This is a genomic window from Roseibium marinum (assembly GCF_002906165.1).
Lineage (GTDB): Bacteria > Pseudomonadota > Alphaproteobacteria > Rhizobiales > Stappiaceae > Roseibium > Roseibium marinum.
The window spans coordinates 1-15,532 of sequence record NZ_PPCN01000020.1 but is presented as its reverse complement, the minus strand read 5'-3'; the positions used below and the strand labels follow the sequence as shown (position 1 = coordinate 15,532).

Below are 15,532 nucleotides of genomic sequence, written 5' to 3'. Positions count from 1 at the left end.
GAGTAGGCGAGTCAACGGAGAGAGAGCTGATGTCAGAAACAAGCGCCTTGAAGGCGCTGGAACCGATAAAGATCCCTTCGGTGGCCGATGCCGTCTTCGAGGAATTGCATCAGCAGATTCTCTCTCTGGAACTTGCCCCGGGAACCCGCATGTCGGAAGTGGAGGTCGCCAAGGCGTTCGGCGTCTCCCGTCAGCCGGTGCGGGACGCGTTCTACCGGCTGTCGCAGCTCGGCTTCCTGCTGATCCGGCCGCAGCGCGCCACGGTGATCACCAAGATCTCGGAAGTGGCGGTGCTAAGGGCGCGTTTCGTTCGCACATCCCTTGAAATCGCCTGTCTGCGGGCGGCCGCCGAAGTGGTGACGGAAGACGATATCAAGGACCTGCAGCAGCTCATCGACGAGCAGCAGGCCGCGATCTCGGCAAACGAGCGCCAGTTGTTTCACAGGCTCGACGACGACTTCCATCGCCTGATCTGCGACATCTCCGGCCACGATTATGTGTGGGCGCTGATCCGGGAGCAGAAAGCCCATATGGACCGCGTGCGCTTTCTCTCGCTCGCCTCCGGTGCACAGGCCGCCCATGACGACCACGTCGGTATCATCAACGCCCTGCGCGAGGGTTCGGGCGAGCGGGCTGAAGCCCGGCTGAAGACACATCTGAGCCGGATCGAAACCATCCTCGGCAAGATCCGCGCGGAAAATCCCGAACATTTCGAAGAGTGAGGGAGGGCCGCCGGGGCAGGGCGTGTCCGGTTGATTTAGTCCGCCCTTCAGGGAAGCATGACGGCCGGGCCGGTGAATTTCATGCGTAAGCGGTTCCTCAGGGAGCAAGCGGCCCATCCTTCGAGACAGCGCTTCGCGCTTCCTCAGGATGAGGAGGAGTGTCTGGCCAGTCAGAGTGGCCAGAGCTATTTGCGACAATCGACATTTTCGGCAGCTGCCACACCCACTTCCTCATGCTGAGGAAGGCCGGAGGCCTGTCTCGAAGCATGGGCCGCTTGCTCGTCGGCGGATTTGAACCAGCTTAAGATCCATCTTTGAGAGTTGCCTTTGCCCCGCGTTTCGAAAGTTCCGGAAGCAACTCGAAATTGCCTCGGATCAGGGCTTCCTTCTTGTCCCTTCTCCAGCTTTTGACCTGGCGCTCACAGGCAATGGCATCGGTCAACCGGTCGAATTGACAATTAAACACGAGAGTAACCGGCCGGTGACGTGCGGTGTAGCCGTCGTACATGCCCTGCTCGTGTTCGCTGATGCGCGATTCAAGGTCTTTTTTTGTGATCCCGGTATAGTAACTGCCGTTGGCGCATCGAAGTATGTAAAGCGTTGCTCCCATGTTCCGATTGCATATCAGGAAACAGCAATTTTGTCGCGCTCGTCCGGGACCGGGCCGAATCCGTCGCAGGCGCTGTTCGAGTATATGAAATGAGGATGTTTCTTCGGAGCAAGCGGCCCATGCTTCGAGACAGGCCACCCCACCTTCCTCAGCATGGGGAAGGTGGGGTGGCGATTTTGGAAAATGGCGATGGCCACTCTGACTGGCTATAAAATACACCTCATCCTGAGCAAGCGCGAAGCGCTGTCTCGAAGGATAGGCCGCTTGCACCTGAAACAAAGCGAGCGACCTGCGACACATCCAGTCTCACACGATCCCGCCACCAGCGCCGGAGACATCCGGGCGAACCTGCGCGACCTTCTGCCGGTACCCGGATGCGCGGTAGGTGGCGACGGGGTCGATGGCGCCGCCGGAGTCCAGACGGGCCATGGCGAGGAGGGGATCCACATCGGTGCGGAAGGCGGCCTTCAGTGTGGTGGTCGCCATCAGCGCGTCGTTGTCCTGCTGGTACTCGGTAAGCCTGTCCCGGTCGACCAGAAGGGCCTGGGCATATGCGCGCTGGACTTCCATGGCGCTCACCATCAGGCTTTCGATCGGATCGGTCACATTGTGCGACTGGTCGAGCATGTGGGCCGGGTTGAACCCCGGCACGCGGCGCATTTCCGCATCCACCAGTTCGTTGAAGACCAGAAACAGCCGGTAGGGATCGATGGATCCCGTATCGAGATCGTCGTCGCCGTATTTGCTGTCGTTGAAATGGAAACCGCCGAGCTTGCCGAACTGGATCAGCCGGGAGACGATCATCTCGATATTGACGTTGGGGGCATGGTGGCCGAGATCGACGAGGCAGAAGGCCTGCGGCCCCAGTTCCTGCGCGATCATGTAGTTGCTGCCCCAGTCCTGGACGACGGTTGAATAAAAAGCCGGCTCATACATCTTGTGTTCGGTGAGGAGTCGCCAGTCGTCCGGCAGATTTGCGTAGATTTCCTTCGCGGATTTCAGGTAGTGATCGAATTGCCGGGCGAAATGGCTCTGGCCCGGGAAATTCGATCCGTCGCCGATCCAGACGGTCAGGGCCTTCGACCCTATGGCCTTGCCGATCTCGATGCATTCCAGGTTGTGTTCGACGGCCTGCCGACGGGTGGCCGCGTCGGTGTGCGAGAGTGAGCCGAACTTGTAGGAATGAGCCTGGCCGTCCTGATCCTGAAAGGTGTTGGAGTTCATGGCATCGAAGCCAAGTCCCAGAGCGCCTGCCCGGGCCTTGAGCTCGGACGGATCTGCCTTGTCCCATGGGATGTGCAGCGACACGTTCGGGGTGGCGCGGGTCAATTGCTGAATGACCGAGCAATCCTCAAGCTTGTCGAAAATGTTGCGCGGCTCTCCCTTGCCCGGAAAACGCGCGAAGCGCGTGCCGCCGGTGCCGACACCCCAGGAGGGAACGGCGACGCCATAGGCGGCGACCTTCCGCTTGATCTCGTCAATTGCAATACCCCGGCGGTCGAGCCGCTCGCCGAGCGTGTCGTAGTCGCGCCTCAGATGGTCCGCCCGCGCTTCGTTTTCTTCGGCGATCAGAGAGGTGTCGATCATCATGAGAAAATCCTTTCCTGTCGCAAAACCACCTCTTTCCGATGGCGGCCGCCGGACCCGTCACGACGGATGAGCCGCTTGCTCCGAGCCATGCCGCCCATCCTTCGAGACAGCGCTGCGCGCTTCCTCAGGATGAGGTGGTGTTTTAGAGAGTTGCCGGCGCGTGAAGAACCGGACATTGCCTGCTTCGACAGCGTGCCCGCGCCAGGTTCCAGATATAGCCGCGCCGCCACAACAACCTCATCCTGAGGAGCGGGCCTGCCCGCGTCTCGAAGGATGGGCCACTTGCTCCGGGCATGGGGTCCGCTGTTCGAGACGGGTTTCCTCGGAACGAGGCCATCCGCCAAGTGTTCCGGTCTGCCGGTCATCAGCGTGTGAAAGACTGCACGTTGCCGGCATCGACATTGATGATGTTGCCGGTGGATTTGGACGATGCTTCGCAGGCGAAGAAATAGCTGGCTTCGGCGATATCCTCCGGCAGGACGGAGCGTTTCAGCAGTGAACGCTGGCGGTAATGCTCCTCAAGCTCGGACGTCTCCTTGCCGTAGGCCTCCGCGCGTTCCTTCAGCCAGTCGCCGGACCAGATCTTCGAACCGCGCAGCACAGCGTCCGGATTGACCACATTGACGCGGATACCGGCCGGGGCACCTTCCAGGGCAAGACAGCGGGCGAGGTGAATCTCGGACGCCTTGGCCGTGCAATAGGCGCTGGCGCCCGGCGAGGCCGCAAGGCCGTTCTTGGAGCCGATGAATATGATCGAGCCGCCGATCCCCTGTTGCTTCATCACCTGAAATGCCGAGCGCGAAACCAGGAAATAGCCGGTCGACAGGATCGACATGTTCTTGTTCCACAGATCCAGCGACGTCTCTTCAACAGGCGCTGAAGAGGCAATTCCGGCATTGGACACGAGAATGTCGACGCCGCCATATTCCATGGCCGCGCGGGCGAAGCTACCCGCAACGGCGTCCTCGCTGGTCACATCCATGGTGACCGTGCGCACGACGTCCTTCGAAAAGCGGCCCTCCAGGTTCTCTGCCGTTGCCGTGAGCGCCTCGGCATCGATATCGGCAAGAACCACACAGGCGCCTTCGCGCAGGAACCGTTCCGCCGTGGCCGAGCCGATGCCGCCGGCGCCGCCGGTGACCAGAGCCACCCGCCCCGCCAGGCTTTTCGGCTTCGGCATGCGCTGCAGCTTGGCCTCTTCCAGGAGCCAGTATTCGATATCGAAAGCCTCCTGTTCCGGCAGGCCGCGATAGGTCGAGACGCCGGAGGCGCCGCGCATCACGTTGATGGCGTTCGTGTAGAACTCGGCGGATATGCGCGCCGTCGCCTTGTCCTTGGCAAAGGTGATCATGCCGACGCCGGGAACGAGATAGACAACAGCATTGGGATCGCGCAGGGCCGGGCTGTCGGCATGTTTGCAGCGCTCGTAATAGGCCGCATAGTCCTCGCGGTAGGCGGCGACCGCTTCGCCGAGCCCGGCAAGGGTTGCTTGCGTATCCGGGCTGGCCGGGTCGAAATCGACGACGAGCGGGCGGATCTTGGTGCGCAGGAAATGGTCCGGGCAGCTCGTGCCGAGCGCGGCAAGCGGCTCCATGTCCGCCGAGCAGACATATTCCAGCACCGCGTCGCTGTCATCGAAATGACCGACCATATGCTGCTTGGCGCTGACCATGCCACGGATAGCGGGCATCAGCCGGGCGGCAACGTCGCGGCGCTCGGTGGGCGGCAGGGCGCGATGCCTGGAGCCGCCGAAGGCCTCCTTGCCGGCGGTCTTTTCCTCGAACCAGGCAATCGCCCGGTTGATGATGTCGAGCGTGGTCGCATAGCAGGTTTGCGCATCGTCCGCCCAGGTGAAGAGACCGTGGCTTTCCAGGACGACGCCCTTGGCCTGCGGGTTTTCCAGGCAGAACTTTTCCAGCCACAGGCCGAGTTCGTAGCCCGGACGGCGCCAGGGCAGCCAGCCGATCTCGGAGCCGAAGATTTCCCGGGTGATCGCCTGGCTGTCGCTGGCCGCCGCAATGGCAATGATCGCGTCAGGATGCATGTGGTCGACATGTTTTCTGGGGACGTAGGCATGCAGCGGCGTGTCGATGGAGGCGGCGCGCGCATTGAGGTTGAAGGTGCAATGGGGCAGGTAGGCGACCATTTCGTCTTCGAATTCGGGTCCGCGATAAAGCGTCTTCAACGTGCGAAGCTTGTCCATGTAAAGCGTCGCGAAACCGTCCATCTTGATGGTGCCGACGTCGCCGCCCGAACCCTTGACCCACAGGACCTCGGTCATTTCGCCGGTCAGCGGATCCTTCTGCATGACCTTGGCGGACGTGTTGCCGCCGCCGTAGTTGGTGATGCGCTTGTCGGAGCCTAGGAGGTTGGAGCGGTAGAGCAGGCGCTCGGGCTCGCTCATGGTTGAAGCCTTTTGACCGTCCCACAGATTTTCCAGCCGGGACCCGGCGGCGGAATTCAACATCATGTCCTCCCAAGAATGCCTGACAGCGTTCGGCTGTTTCAGCAGAAACTCGCTTGATCGAGATTGCTTGTCAATCAAAAACAATCAAGTTCAATCATATTGCACTGCAAAATGACTATTTTTGATTTTTTATGATTGACATTGACCGGTGTTGGTGGAAACGTTTGCTCTAACGGGAGGACCATATGCACGAAAAAGAACGCCACAGGATTATTCTTTCCGCTGTTCAGGACCGTCCTGTCGTGACGGTTCAGGAACTGGTGGCGCTCACCGATTCCTCCGAAGCGACGATCCGCCGGGACATTGCCCAGTTGCATGTTCAAAAGAAGCTGCGGCGCGTTCGGGGCGGGGCGGAATCCATTCATCCGCCGCAATTCGTCGGTCTCGCCGGCCGTCCCTTCAGCGTCAATGAAACGATCAATATCGCGCAAAAGCGTGCCATAGCGCAAAAGGCCGTGGAATTGTGCGAGGACGGCGACGCGATCATCATCAACGGTGGCACGACCACCTTTCAGATGGTGCATCCGCTGGCGACCAAGCGCTGCCAAGTCTTCACCAATTCGTTCCCGATCGCGGAACACCTGCTGAAGAATTCCAAAAATACCATCCTGCTTTCGGGCGGGGTGATCTACCGCGAACAGAACATCATTCTGAGCCCCTTCGAAAACGACGTGACGCGGAACTTCTACGCAAAGCGTATGTTCATGGGTGCCCAGGGGCTGGGGCCTCTGGGGTTGATGGAAGCCGATCCGCTGCTGATCCAGGCAGAACAGAAGCTGATCGGCCAGGCGGATGAACTGGTGGTTCTGGCGGATTCGTCGAAATTCAGCGCACGGTCGAGCCTGATCCTGTGCCCGCTGGAGCGGATCTCCACCATCATCACCGATGACGGAATTCCGGACAGCGCGGCCAAGATGCTGGAGCAGGCCGACATCAGACTGATTGTGGCGCCGGTTAGCGCCGCGCAGGGCAAGGCCGCCTCAAGCGGGTAGCCGGTATTCTGCCGGGACCTGGGAGGGCCGGCAGTCATACGGAACATCCGGTGTCCGACAGAACACGGACCGGATGATCCGGGATTTTGAAAGCGATCTAACTTCCGCAGTCAAAAGCCTGCGGGACGATCCTGGGAGGAAGACCATGAAATTGCTTAAATCACTTCTGGCGGCAACCGCGGTTGCCGCGGTCTGCATCGCCGGTCCGGCGCAGGCTGAAACCAAGCGCATCGCGCTTGTCGTGAAGGCCCTCGGCATCGGCTTCTTCGAGGCCGCGGCCAAGGGAGCCGAGGAAGCGGCCAAGGAACTCGGCGACGTCGAGATCATCTATACCGGGCCGACCGACACCACGGCGGAAGGTCAGATCGAGGTGATCAATGCGCTGATCGCCCAGAAGGTCGATGCCATCGCGATTTCCGCCAACGATCAGGATGCTCTCGTGCCCTCGTTGAAGAAAGCCATGGATCGCGGCATCACCGTCATATCCTGGGATTCCGGCGTCGCGCCCGAAGGCCGCCAGCTTCACCTCAACCCGTCCTCCAATCCCCTGATCGGCAACATGATCATCAAGCTCGCCGCCGATCATCTTCCCGATGGCGGCGATGTCGCGGTCCTGTCCGCCTCCGCGACGGCCACGAACCAGAACATCTGGATCGAGGAAATGAACAAGGTGAAGGGCAACTATCCGGGCATCAATGTCGTTGCCACCGTCTACGGCGATGACCTTGCCGACAAGTCCTACCGCGAGGCCCAGGGCCTCATGCAGACCTATCCGGACCTGAAGGCGATCATCGCACCGACCTCCGTCGGCATCGTCGCGGCCGCGCAGGCTGTCTCCGACGCTGAAAAAGCCGGTCAGGTCAATGTCACCGGTCTGGGACTTCCCTCGGAAATGGCCGGCCACATCGAGTCCGGTGCGTCCAAGTCCTTCGCGATCTGGAACCCGATCGACCTCGGCTACTCCGCCACGATCCTGGCCTATAACCTTGCCACCGGGGCGGCCGAAGCAGCGCCGGGCGCCGAAATTCCGATGGGCCGGATGGGGACGCTGACCCTCGACGACAACAGCGAAGGCGCCATGGCGGATCCGTTCGTCTACGACAGCTCCAACATCGACGACTTCAAGGACATTTTCTAAGTCGCGCCAGAACCGGTCCGGAACCCGGACCGCAAGCTCCGACCCGGTGCACTGCGCACCGGGTCCCCTCACAGACAATCCACCAGAAACGGCACCGGAACATGGTCATGCTTGCGAAGGGCATTGAGGACGCGCCGCCGCATCGCGGCGAGAGTTCCGCCCCCGTCCTGTCCCTGACGGGCATCTCCAAATCCTTTCCCGGTGTCAAGGCGCTCTCGGGTGTCGCCCTGGACCTTTATCCCGGCGAAGTCACGGCGCTGGTCGGGGAGAACGGCGCGGGCAAGTCGACCATCGTCAAGATACTCACCGGCATCTACCAGCCGGACGACGGGCAGATCCGTATCAACGGCGAGCCTGTGGTCTTCCCGACCGCACAGGACGCGGGAAGCGCGGGCGTGACGGCCATTCACCAGGAGACGGTTCTCTTCGACGACCTGTCGGTGGCGGAAAACATCTTCATCGGCCATGCGCCGAAAACCCGGCTCGGGCTGATCGACCGCAAGGAAATGGTCCGCAAGGCGAAGGCCCTTCTGGACAGGATCGGCGCGCAGATCGATCCCGGCGTTACCCTCAGGGATCTCGGCATCGCCAACAAGCATCTGGTGGCGATTGCCCGCGCGCTGTCCATCGACGCCCGGATCGTCATCATGGACGAGCCGACAGCCTCTCTTTCCCACAAGGAAATCGAGGAAACCTATGAGCTGGTCGAACGGCTCAAGGCGGACGGCAAGGCGATATTGTTTATCAGCCACAAGTTCGACGAGATCTTCCGGATTGCCGACCGCTATACGGTTTTCCGCGACGGAGAGATGGTGGGCGCGGGAAAAATCGCCGAAGTCGGCGAGCGGGAGCTGGTGAAGCTGATGGTCGGCCGGTCGGTGGACCAGGTTTTTCCCAAGCGGACGCCGCAACTCGGCGAAGAAGTCCTGAAGGTCGTCGGCTATTCGCACCCGACCGAGTTCGAGGATATCGGCTTTACCCTTCGCGCGGGCGAAATCCTCGGCTTCTACGGTCTCGTCGGCGCCGGACGCAGCGAATTCATGCAGGCGCTGTTCGGTATCACCAAACCCTCCAAGGGGGCCATTCGCATCGACGGCAGGGTCGCCGTCACCCGTACGCCGAATGAAGCGATCGGCCATGGCATCGTCTATGTGCCGGAAGACCGGGGCAGGCAGGGAGTGATCAAGGGATTGCCGATCTTCCAGAACGTTTCGCTGCCTTCACTCAAGCAAACTTCTCGGAACGGGTTCTTGCGGCTGGCGGAAGAATTCACGCTGGCGCGCGACTATACACAGCGTCTGGACCTGCGCGCCGCCGCCCTCGATCAGGATATCGGCGAGCTGTCCGGCGGCAACCAGCAGAAGGTCGTCATCGCAAAATGGCTGGCGACCAAACCCCGTGTCATCATTCTCGACGAACCCACCAAGGGTATCGACATCGGCTCCAAGGCGGCGGTGCATGAATTCATGGCGGAACTTGCCGCCGGCGGACTGGCCGTCATCATGGTGTCCTCGGAAATTCCTGAAATCCTCGGCATGTCCGACCGGGTCATCGTCATGCGCGAAGGGCGCATCGCAGCCGAATACGAAGGCGCGGACCTGACGCCGGAACATCTGGTGCGGGCCGCGGCCGGCATAACGGAGGTGCGGACATGATCCGCTTGCTGTTCAAGTCACGCGAAGCGATCCTGGGCGCCGCGATCCTTGTCCTCGTGGCAGCGATCGCATCGCGGTTTCCCGCCTTTGTCGCACCGTCAAACCTTGCCAATGTCTTCAACGACACGGCCCCGCTGATCATCCTGGCGCTGGGCCAGATGGTGGTGATCCTGACCCGCTGCATCGACCTTTCCGTCGCCGCGAACCTCGCGCTGACGGGCATGGCGGTCGCCATGCTCAACACGGTCATGCCCGGGCTTCCGATTCCTTTCATCCTTCTGGTCGCCCTGTGTCTCGGCGCCCTGATGGGGCTGGTCAACGGCCTGCTGGTGTGGAAGCTCGATATTCCGCCGATCGTGGTGACGCTTGGCACCATGACCATCTACCGGGGCATCATATTCGTGATCTCGGGCGGGGAATGGATCAACGCCCACGAAATGAGCGACACGTTCAAGGCCTTCCCGCGTGCCGCGCTGTTCGGTCTGCCGGTTCTGTCGTGGATCGCGATCGCGGTTGCCGCCGGCTTCGCCGTGCTTGTCGGCAGAACGCCGCTTGGCCGGACCTTCTTCGCGGTCGGGGGAAATCCGCATGCGGCGGTCTATACCGGCATCGATGTCGGCCGTGCCCAATGCGCCGCCTATGTTCTTTCCGGGGCGCTCGCCGGCCTGACAGGTTATCTCTGGGTGGCCCGCTATGCGGTCGCCTATGTCGATATTGCGGCCGGGTTCGAACTCGAAGTGGTCGCCGCCTGCGTTATCGGCGGCATTTCCATTGCCGGCGGTATCGGCTCGGTGGGCGGCGCGCTGCTCGGCGCGCTGTTCCTCGGCATCGTCAAGAACGCCCTGCCGGTCATCCACATCTCGCCCTTCTGGCAGCTCGCCATTTCCGGCAGCGCCATCATCATCGCCGTTGCCTTCAATGCGACGTCAAGCCGGACAAAGGGCCGGGTGATCCTGAAAAAAGCGGAGCACGCGCTATGAGCCTCGCCTCACCCGACCTGGCGGGACGCCAGCTCCCGGACCGGCTGAAGACGCCGCTGCAGCGTTTTCTGGTGAGCTGGGAACTGCTGCTTCTCAGCGTTGCCGTTGCCGTCTTCGTGCTGAACAGCTTCGCTTCGCCCTATTTCCTCGACCCGTGGAACCTTTCCGACGCCACGTTCAATTTCACCGAGAAAGCCATGATCGCCTTCGCCATGGCGCTGCTGATCATTTCCGGTGAAATCGATCTCTCGGTCGCCTCGATCCTCGCGCTGTCCTCCACCGCCATGGGGTTCGCCGTGCAACTGGGCGCCGATACGCCGGTGCTGGTGCTGACCGGTCTGGCCGTGGGTCTCGCCTGCGGGGCCTTCAACGGTCTCCTCGTCACCGGCTTCGGCCTGCCATCGATCGTCGTCACCATCGGCACCATGAGCCTCTTTCGGGGGATCTCCTATATCGTTCTCGGCGACAAGGCCTATACCGGTTATCCCTCCGATTTCGCCTTTTTCGGCCAGGGCTACGTCTGGTGGGTGATTTCCTTCGAGTTCGTGTTGTTCGCGCTGCTGGCGGCGGTCTTCGCCATCCTTCTGCACCGCACGAATTTCGGCAGGGCGGTCTATGTCATCGGCAACAATCCTGTCGGGGCGCTGTTTTCCGGTATCCGCGTGCCGAATGTGAAATTCGCCCTGTTTCTGCTGACCGGCCTGATGTCGGGCGTGGCCGCCATCTGCCTGACCTCCCGCCTGGGCGCGACGCGCCCGTCCATCGCCTTCGGTTGGGAACTGGAGGTGGTCACCATGGTCGTTCTCGGCGGGGTGAGCATCCTGGGCGGGTCCGGCACCATTCCCGGCGTCGTCATCGCCGCTTTCGTCATGGGCATGGTGACCTTCGGTTTCGGTCTTTTGAACGTGCCGGGCATCGTCATGTCGATCTTCATCGGCCTGCTGCTGATCGCCGTCATCGCATTGCCGCGCATCGCCCGGCGGCTGCTTGCAAGACGAAAGGTTTGAGGCAATGGAAAAAGTCGCCTTCAGGATGCAGCTCCATCCGGGTATGGAAGCCGAATACAAAAGACGCCACGACGAGATCTGGCCCGAGCTGGTGGCGCTTTTGAAGGACGCGGGTATCAGCGATTATTCCATCCATCTGGACCGGGAAACGAATATCCTGTTCGCTGTCCTGTGGCGGCAGGACGGTCACACGATGGATGACCTGTCCTCGCATCCGATCATGCGCCGGTGGTGGGCGCATATGGCCGATCTGATGGTGGTCAAACCCGACAATGAACCGGTTGCCGCGCCGCTCGAAACCGTCTTTCACATGGATTGACGGGCAATGAAGACCCTGAAACATGCCGGCGTGATCGATATCGGCAAGACCAATGTCAAGGTCGCGGTCGTCGATCTTGAGTGCGAACGGGAGGTCGGCGTCCTGACGCGGCCCAATCGCGTCCTGCCCGGACGACCCTATCCTCACTACGATATCGACGGACACTGGCGCTTCATCCGCGACGCGCTCACGCGGCTTCATCTTGAACACGGTATCGACGCGCTGTCCGTGACAACCCACGGCGCCTGCGTGGTTCTCCTGGACGCGGACGGCAACCTTGCCGCGCCGGTTCTCGATTATGAATTCGGCGGACCCGACGAACTGGCCTCTGCATATGATGCAATCCGTCCGGATTTCGGCGAGACCGGCTCGCCGCGCCTCGGCATGGGGCTGAATGCCGGCGCGCAGATCTTCTGGCAGTTTCACACCGATCCCGGCCTCGCGGAGCGGACAGCGTCGGTGCTGACTTATCCGCAATACTGGACCTTCCGCCTGACGGGCGTTGCAGCCAACGAAGTGACGTCGCTCGGCTGCCACACCGATCTGTGGTGTCCGCGGGATAACCGCTATTCCCCGCTTGTGGAGCGTCTGGGGCTTTCGGGAAAAATGCCACCGGTGAAGCGGGCGGCCGATCCGCCCGGCACGATCCTGCCGGACGTGGCGCGAACGACCGGGCTGCCGGAAGGTCTGCCGGTTTCCTGCGGCATTCACGATTCCAATGCCTCGCTCTATCCGCACCTTCTCAGGCGCTCGGCACCGTTTTCGGTCGTATCGACCGGAACCTGGGTCATTGTCCTTTCCATCGGCGGACAAGCCGTTTCTCTCGATCCGGACCGGGACACGCTGATCAACGTCAATGCCTTTGGCGATCCGGTTCCCTCGGCCCGTTTCATGGGAGGACGGGAATTTGAAATGATCCTGGATGGACGGGAGAGGACCTGTTCGGCGGCGGATATCGCCCGCGTCCTGGAAAGGGAGATCATGCTTTTCCCGGCGGTCGATCCCCGATCGGGGCCGTTCCAGGGGCGCGAGCATCATTGGAGTGTCGACGAGAGCACGCTCAGTGATGGGGAGCGCTATGCGGCACTGTCGTTCTATCTGGCGCTGACCACCGCGGAATGTCTTGCCATGACCGGCGCCGAAGGTGCGGTTCTCGTGGAGGGGCCTTTTTCGCGGAACCGGCTTTATCTGGATATGCTGCAAGTCGCGACCGGCCGGACAACCGAAGCCGCCGCGGGCTCGCTCACCGGGACCAGCGTCGGCGCAGCGCTTCTGGCCGCGCGGCAAAGGCCCGCGCCTGAAACGGGCGGTCCGCGAGCGGAGCATCCTGCCGATCCACGCCTTGAGACCTACGCATCCCGTTGGCGGCAAGAGGTTCATCGCGTGGACGCCAAAGCCGGAATGGGCATGTCGCCCTGAACGGTCTCTGTCCGCGCGGGTCCTGTTTTGATGAGAATTGAGGCAATCGCGCGACGATTTGAACGCGAAGTTTTCTTGACCCTCCGCCGGATGTGGTTACACCCGTTTTCCTGATCGCAATTGTTTTTCCAGGCAACAGGTGGATCCATGTCCGCGTCCCCAGTCTCTCCGACAGTCTCTCCGACAGTCTCTCCGGCCGGCCAGTCCGGCGACCCGCGCAACGCAACAGGCCTGACGGAAGACGGCCAGGATGTGATCCTGATCGAAGGTCTGCTGGTGCCGGTGGAAATCGGCATTTTGGAAAGCGAAAGAGGGCGGACCCAATCGGTCTGCATTGACGTCGAGATCCGGACGGTGCCGGGTTACCGCCAGATTTTCCGCGAGACCGGTGCCTACGTATCCTACGCGGACACGGTCGAGTTCGTTCAGGACAAGGCTGTTTCCGGCGGCCATACGGACATGGTCGAGGATTGGGCGGAGGCGGTTGCCGGCTTCGTGCTGACCAATCCGCTGGCCGACCGGGTGACGGTCAAGGTGACCAAGCTGGATATTTTCGACGAGGCGGCAGGGGTCGGCATCCGCATTTCGCGCAAGCGGTCCGAATGAGCGGAAAACATCCGGCCTGGAATATTTGTCCTTGCCGGAGCAACGCTTTTCCCTATCTGATCTGAAACCTGCGTGATACGCGCAACGAACCCTGCCTGCCGATGCTCTGACCTGGATCATATCTCTGGAGCCCTGCCTCACATGATTTCCGCAGACCGCCTTCTTCCGTTGTGGCTCAAATACCGGGAGGCGCTGGAAACTCCGGTGCGGACCTTCGACTTTCCGAAATTCGGACGCCGTTTCGAAGACCGCACCTATCAGATGGGTGTCCTGAACCTTTCGCCGGACAGTGTTTACCGCGAGACCATCTGCCATACGTTCGAGGCGGCGCTCTATCGTGGCCGGCGGATGACGCTCGAAGGAGCCGCGATGGTGGATATCGGTGCGGAATCGACGGGTGAGAGCGCGGATCTCGTTGCGGCGGAAAAGCAGATCGACCGCATGCGGCCCGTCGTGAAGGCGCTTGCGGAGGAGGGGATCCTGGTTTCCGTCGAGACTTATTATCCGGAGGTGGGTGTTGCGCTTCTGGAGGCCGGGGCCGGTGTGGTCAATCTTACGGGCCGGGTCGATGACCGGGCTTTTTATGAAGCGGTCGCCTTTCATCAGGCCGGCGTGGTGATGTGTTACACACCGGGTGAAAACGCCCGCTCGAAGGATTATCTGCCGCCGGTGGAGGAGATCTTCGATCACCAGCTGGCTTTTTTCAGGGAGAGGATCGCCCAGGCGACCGATGCTGGGGTGGAACGCCTGTGGGTCGATCCGGGTTTCGGCTTCGCCCTGCACCTGCCGGACGGACCGGACAGGATCCGCTATCAGACCGACAGTATCCTGCAGTCCTTCCGTTTGCGCGAACTCGGCTGGCCGGTGACGCTGCAACTGACCGGGGCGGTCTATCTGTTCAGGGACGAGGTGCGGGTGGCGCAGACCAGCGCGGCAACGCTGGCCGTGATGTCGAAGGCAAATCTGGTGCGCAGCCACGAGGTGCCGCGGGTCCAGCCGGTTCTGAACCTGCAGGACTACGCCTGACGCGGTTCGGCGCGGTGGTTTGGAGCACTCATCTTTAAGCGTGATCCTGCGGGGAGGCGAGACATGACGGTCGGCAAGATTGCCCTGGTGACGGGGGCGGGAAAACGGGTCGGCAAGGCCATCGCCCGGGGTCTTGCGGACGACGGCTATGCGCTCGGGCTTCATTACAATTCATCGGCGGGTGGCGCACAGGATCTTTACGAGGACATTCTTGCCTCCGGTGGCAAGGCCGCGCTCCTGCGGAAGGATCTCAGCCGTCCGGAAACCGCCGGCGAACTGGTGCGGGAGGCGTCGGCTGCGCTGGGCGGACCGGTTTCGGTCCTTGTCAATTCCGCCTCCGCGTTCGACACCGACAGCCTTGCCGATCTGACCTGGGACACGTGGCAGTTCCTGTTGAATGTGAATGCCGCGGCGCCTGTCTTTCTGATGAAGGCCTTCGCCGATCAGTATCCGCTGCCGGAAGGCGGGGCCATCGTCAACATGCTGGATACCCAGATGAACTCGGCGTCGCCGGAACGCTTCAGCTATTTCTGCGGCAAGTTCGCGCTGGACGGGGCGACCCGGCTGGCGGCCTTCGAGCTGGGACCGAAGGGCATCCGGGTGAACGCGGTTGCACCGGGGCTTGTGCTTCCCAGCGACCAGAGCCAGGAAAATTTCGACAGCCGCCAGAAACTGACACCGCTCGGGCCGGGGTTGGGGCCGCAGGATATCGTTGCCGCCGTGAAGTATCTGGTCGCGGCGAAACAGGTGACGGGACATACGCTGGTGGTTGACGCCGGGCAGCGTCTGATGGGCTTCGGCAATTCGCCAATCGGGTAGACGTCGGGGCCGCCAGGGGTTGCCGGATGGTTAATATCCACCGCTGCAGGCGGAATGATATTTTTCGAAAGAAAATTCAGATCGGCTGTTGACGGTAGTGATTGGTGTGCGTATAACGCGGCTCATCGACGGCGGCAACGTCGCTGGCGAGAGGGTTTTTTGTTCTAAATTCCTGAAAATCG

Annotated in this window: 14 protein-coding genes; 11 read left to right on the top strand and 3 right to left on the bottom strand. The window is 61.5% G+C overall.

Features of this window, described 5'->3' with window-relative positions:
- Nucleotides 1-29: 29 nt before the first annotated feature.
- On the top strand, nt 30-722 hold the full coding sequence (locus CLV41_RS26290; RefSeq protein ID WP_103225471.1) for a GntR family transcriptional regulator: 693 nt from the start codon (nt 30-32) through the stop codon (nt 720-722).
- Nucleotides 723-1,023: 301 nt separating this feature from the next.
- Here the strand turns inward: CLV41_RS26290 and CLV41_RS26285 are convergent, their stop codons facing one another.
- The 3 genes from CLV41_RS26285 to CLV41_RS26270 all read right to left on the bottom strand — a co-directional run bounded on the left by CLV41_RS26285 (nt 1,024) and on the right by CLV41_RS26270 (nt 5,389).
- Complete coding sequence (locus tag CLV41_RS26285) at nt 1,024-1,332, bottom strand: GIY-YIG nuclease family protein (RefSeq protein WP_103225470.1); 309 nt, start codon at nt 1,330-1,332, stop codon at nt 1,024-1,026.
- Between the two features lie 306 nt (nt 1,333-1,638).
- Nucleotides 1,639-2,922 (bottom strand): L-rhamnose catabolism isomerase, encoded by a 1,284-nt coding sequence (gene rhaI, locus CLV41_RS26280; RefSeq protein ID WP_103225469.1) that lies wholly within the window; start codon nt 2,920-2,922, stop codon nt 1,639-1,641.
- A gap of 364 nt (nt 2,923-3,286) precedes the next feature.
- Entirely contained in the window at nt 3,287-5,389 is a 2,103-nt protein-coding gene (locus CLV41_RS26270) for a bifunctional rhamnulose-1-phosphate aldolase/short-chain dehydrogenase (RefSeq protein WP_103225531.1), read from the bottom strand.
- 185 nt (nt 5,390-5,574) lie between these two features.
- Between CLV41_RS26270 and CLV41_RS26265 the strand changes: the two genes are divergently transcribed.
- The 10 genes from CLV41_RS26265 to CLV41_RS26220 all read left to right on the top strand — a co-directional run bounded on the left by CLV41_RS26265 (nt 5,575) and on the right by CLV41_RS26220 (nt 15,350).
- Nucleotides 5,575-6,381 (top strand): DeoR/GlpR family DNA-binding transcription regulator, encoded by an 807-nt coding sequence (locus CLV41_RS26265; RefSeq protein WP_103225467.1) that lies wholly within the window; start codon nt 5,575-5,577, stop codon nt 6,379-6,381.
- A 145-nt stretch (nt 6,382-6,526) separates the two neighbouring features.
- Nucleotides 6,527-7,519 carry a rhamnose ABC transporter substrate-binding protein gene (rhaS, locus tag CLV41_RS26260; RefSeq protein WP_103225530.1) on the top strand — a complete coding sequence of 331 codons (993 nt, stop codon included), beginning with the start codon at nt 6,527-6,529 and terminating at the stop codon, nt 7,517-7,519.
- 101 nt (nt 7,520-7,620) lie between these two features.
- Entirely contained in the window at nt 7,621-9,174 is a 1,554-nt protein-coding gene (locus tag CLV41_RS26255) for a sugar ABC transporter ATP-binding protein (protein ID WP_103225466.1), read from the top strand.
- Nucleotides 9,171-10,154, top strand: a complete 984-nt coding sequence (locus CLV41_RS26250; RefSeq protein ID WP_103225465.1) for an ABC transporter permease — start codon at nt 9,171-9,173, stop codon at nt 10,152-10,154. The genes CLV41_RS26255 and CLV41_RS26250 overlap by 4 nt, the downstream gene beginning before the upstream one ends.
- Nucleotides 10,151-11,161, top strand: coding sequence for an ABC transporter permease (locus CLV41_RS26245; RefSeq protein ID WP_103225464.1), 1,011 nt, complete (start codon nt 10,151-10,153; stop codon nt 11,159-11,161). The genes CLV41_RS26250 and CLV41_RS26245 overlap by 4 nt, the downstream gene beginning before the upstream one ends.
- Nucleotides 11,162-11,165: 4 nt before the next feature.
- Complete coding sequence (rhaM, locus tag CLV41_RS26240) at nt 11,166-11,480, top strand: L-rhamnose mutarotase (RefSeq protein ID WP_103225463.1); 315 nt, start codon at nt 11,166-11,168, stop codon at nt 11,478-11,480.
- Nucleotides 11,481-11,486: 6 nt separating this feature from the next.
- A complete protein-coding gene (locus CLV41_RS26235; RefSeq protein ID WP_103225462.1) occupies nt 11,487-12,899 on the top strand; it encodes an FGGY-family carbohydrate kinase in 1,413 nt (470 codons plus the stop codon).
- A 147-nt stretch (nt 12,900-13,046) separates the two neighbouring features.
- Complete coding sequence (locus tag CLV41_RS26230) at nt 13,047-13,505, top strand: dihydroneopterin aldolase (RefSeq protein ID WP_103225461.1); 459 nt, start codon at nt 13,047-13,049, stop codon at nt 13,503-13,505.
- Nucleotides 13,506-13,646: 141 nt separating this feature from the next.
- Complete coding sequence (locus CLV41_RS26225; protein ID WP_103225460.1) at nt 13,647-14,531, top strand: dihydropteroate synthase; 885 nt, start codon at nt 13,647-13,649, stop codon at nt 14,529-14,531.
- Nucleotides 14,532-14,594: 63 nt separating this feature from the next.
- Complete coding sequence (locus tag CLV41_RS26220; protein ID WP_103225459.1) at nt 14,595-15,350, top strand: SDR family oxidoreductase; 756 nt, start codon at nt 14,595-14,597, stop codon at nt 15,348-15,350.
- Nucleotides 15,351-15,532: the final 182 nt, after the last annotated feature.

Bases quoted from the DNA above. Each gene is read 5' to 3' on its own strand.
- CLV41_RS26290 (WP_103225471.1), top strand. From the start codon at position 30: ATGTCAGAAACAAGCGCCTTGAAGGCGCTGGAACCGATAAAGATCCCT.
- CLV41_RS26285 (WP_103225470.1), bottom strand. From the start codon at position 1,332: ATGGGAGCAACGCTTTACATACTTCGATGCGCCAACGGCAGTTACTAT.
- rhaI (WP_103225469.1), bottom strand. From the start codon at position 2,922: ATGATGATCGACACCTCTCTGATCGCCGAAGAAAACGAAGCGCGGGCG.
- CLV41_RS26270 (WP_103225531.1), bottom strand. From the start codon at position 5,389: ATGTTGAATTCCGCCGCCGGGTCCCGGCTGGAAAATCTGTGGGACGGT.
- CLV41_RS26265 (WP_103225467.1), top strand. From the start codon at position 5,575: ATGCACGAAAAAGAACGCCACAGGATTATTCTTTCCGCTGTTCAGGAC.
- rhaS (WP_103225530.1), top strand. From the start codon at position 6,527: ATGAAATTGCTTAAATCACTTCTGGCGGCAACCGCGGTTGCCGCGGTC.
- CLV41_RS26255 (WP_103225466.1), top strand. From the start codon at position 7,621: ATGGTCATGCTTGCGAAGGGCATTGAGGACGCGCCGCCGCATCGCGGC.
- CLV41_RS26250 (WP_103225465.1), top strand. From the start codon at position 9,171: ATGATCCGCTTGCTGTTCAAGTCACGCGAAGCGATCCTGGGCGCCGCG.
- CLV41_RS26245 (WP_103225464.1), top strand. From the start codon at position 10,151: ATGAGCCTCGCCTCACCCGACCTGGCGGGACGCCAGCTCCCGGACCGG.
- rhaM (WP_103225463.1), top strand. From the start codon at position 11,166: ATGGAAAAAGTCGCCTTCAGGATGCAGCTCCATCCGGGTATGGAAGCC.
- CLV41_RS26235 (WP_103225462.1), top strand. From the start codon at position 11,487: ATGAAGACCCTGAAACATGCCGGCGTGATCGATATCGGCAAGACCAAT.
- CLV41_RS26230 (WP_103225461.1), top strand. From the start codon at position 13,047: ATGTCCGCGTCCCCAGTCTCTCCGACAGTCTCTCCGACAGTCTCTCCG.
- CLV41_RS26225 (WP_103225460.1), top strand. From the start codon at position 13,647: ATGATTTCCGCAGACCGCCTTCTTCCGTTGTGGCTCAAATACCGGGAG.
- CLV41_RS26220 (WP_103225459.1), top strand. From the start codon at position 14,595: ATGACGGTCGGCAAGATTGCCCTGGTGACGGGGGCGGGAAAACGGGTC.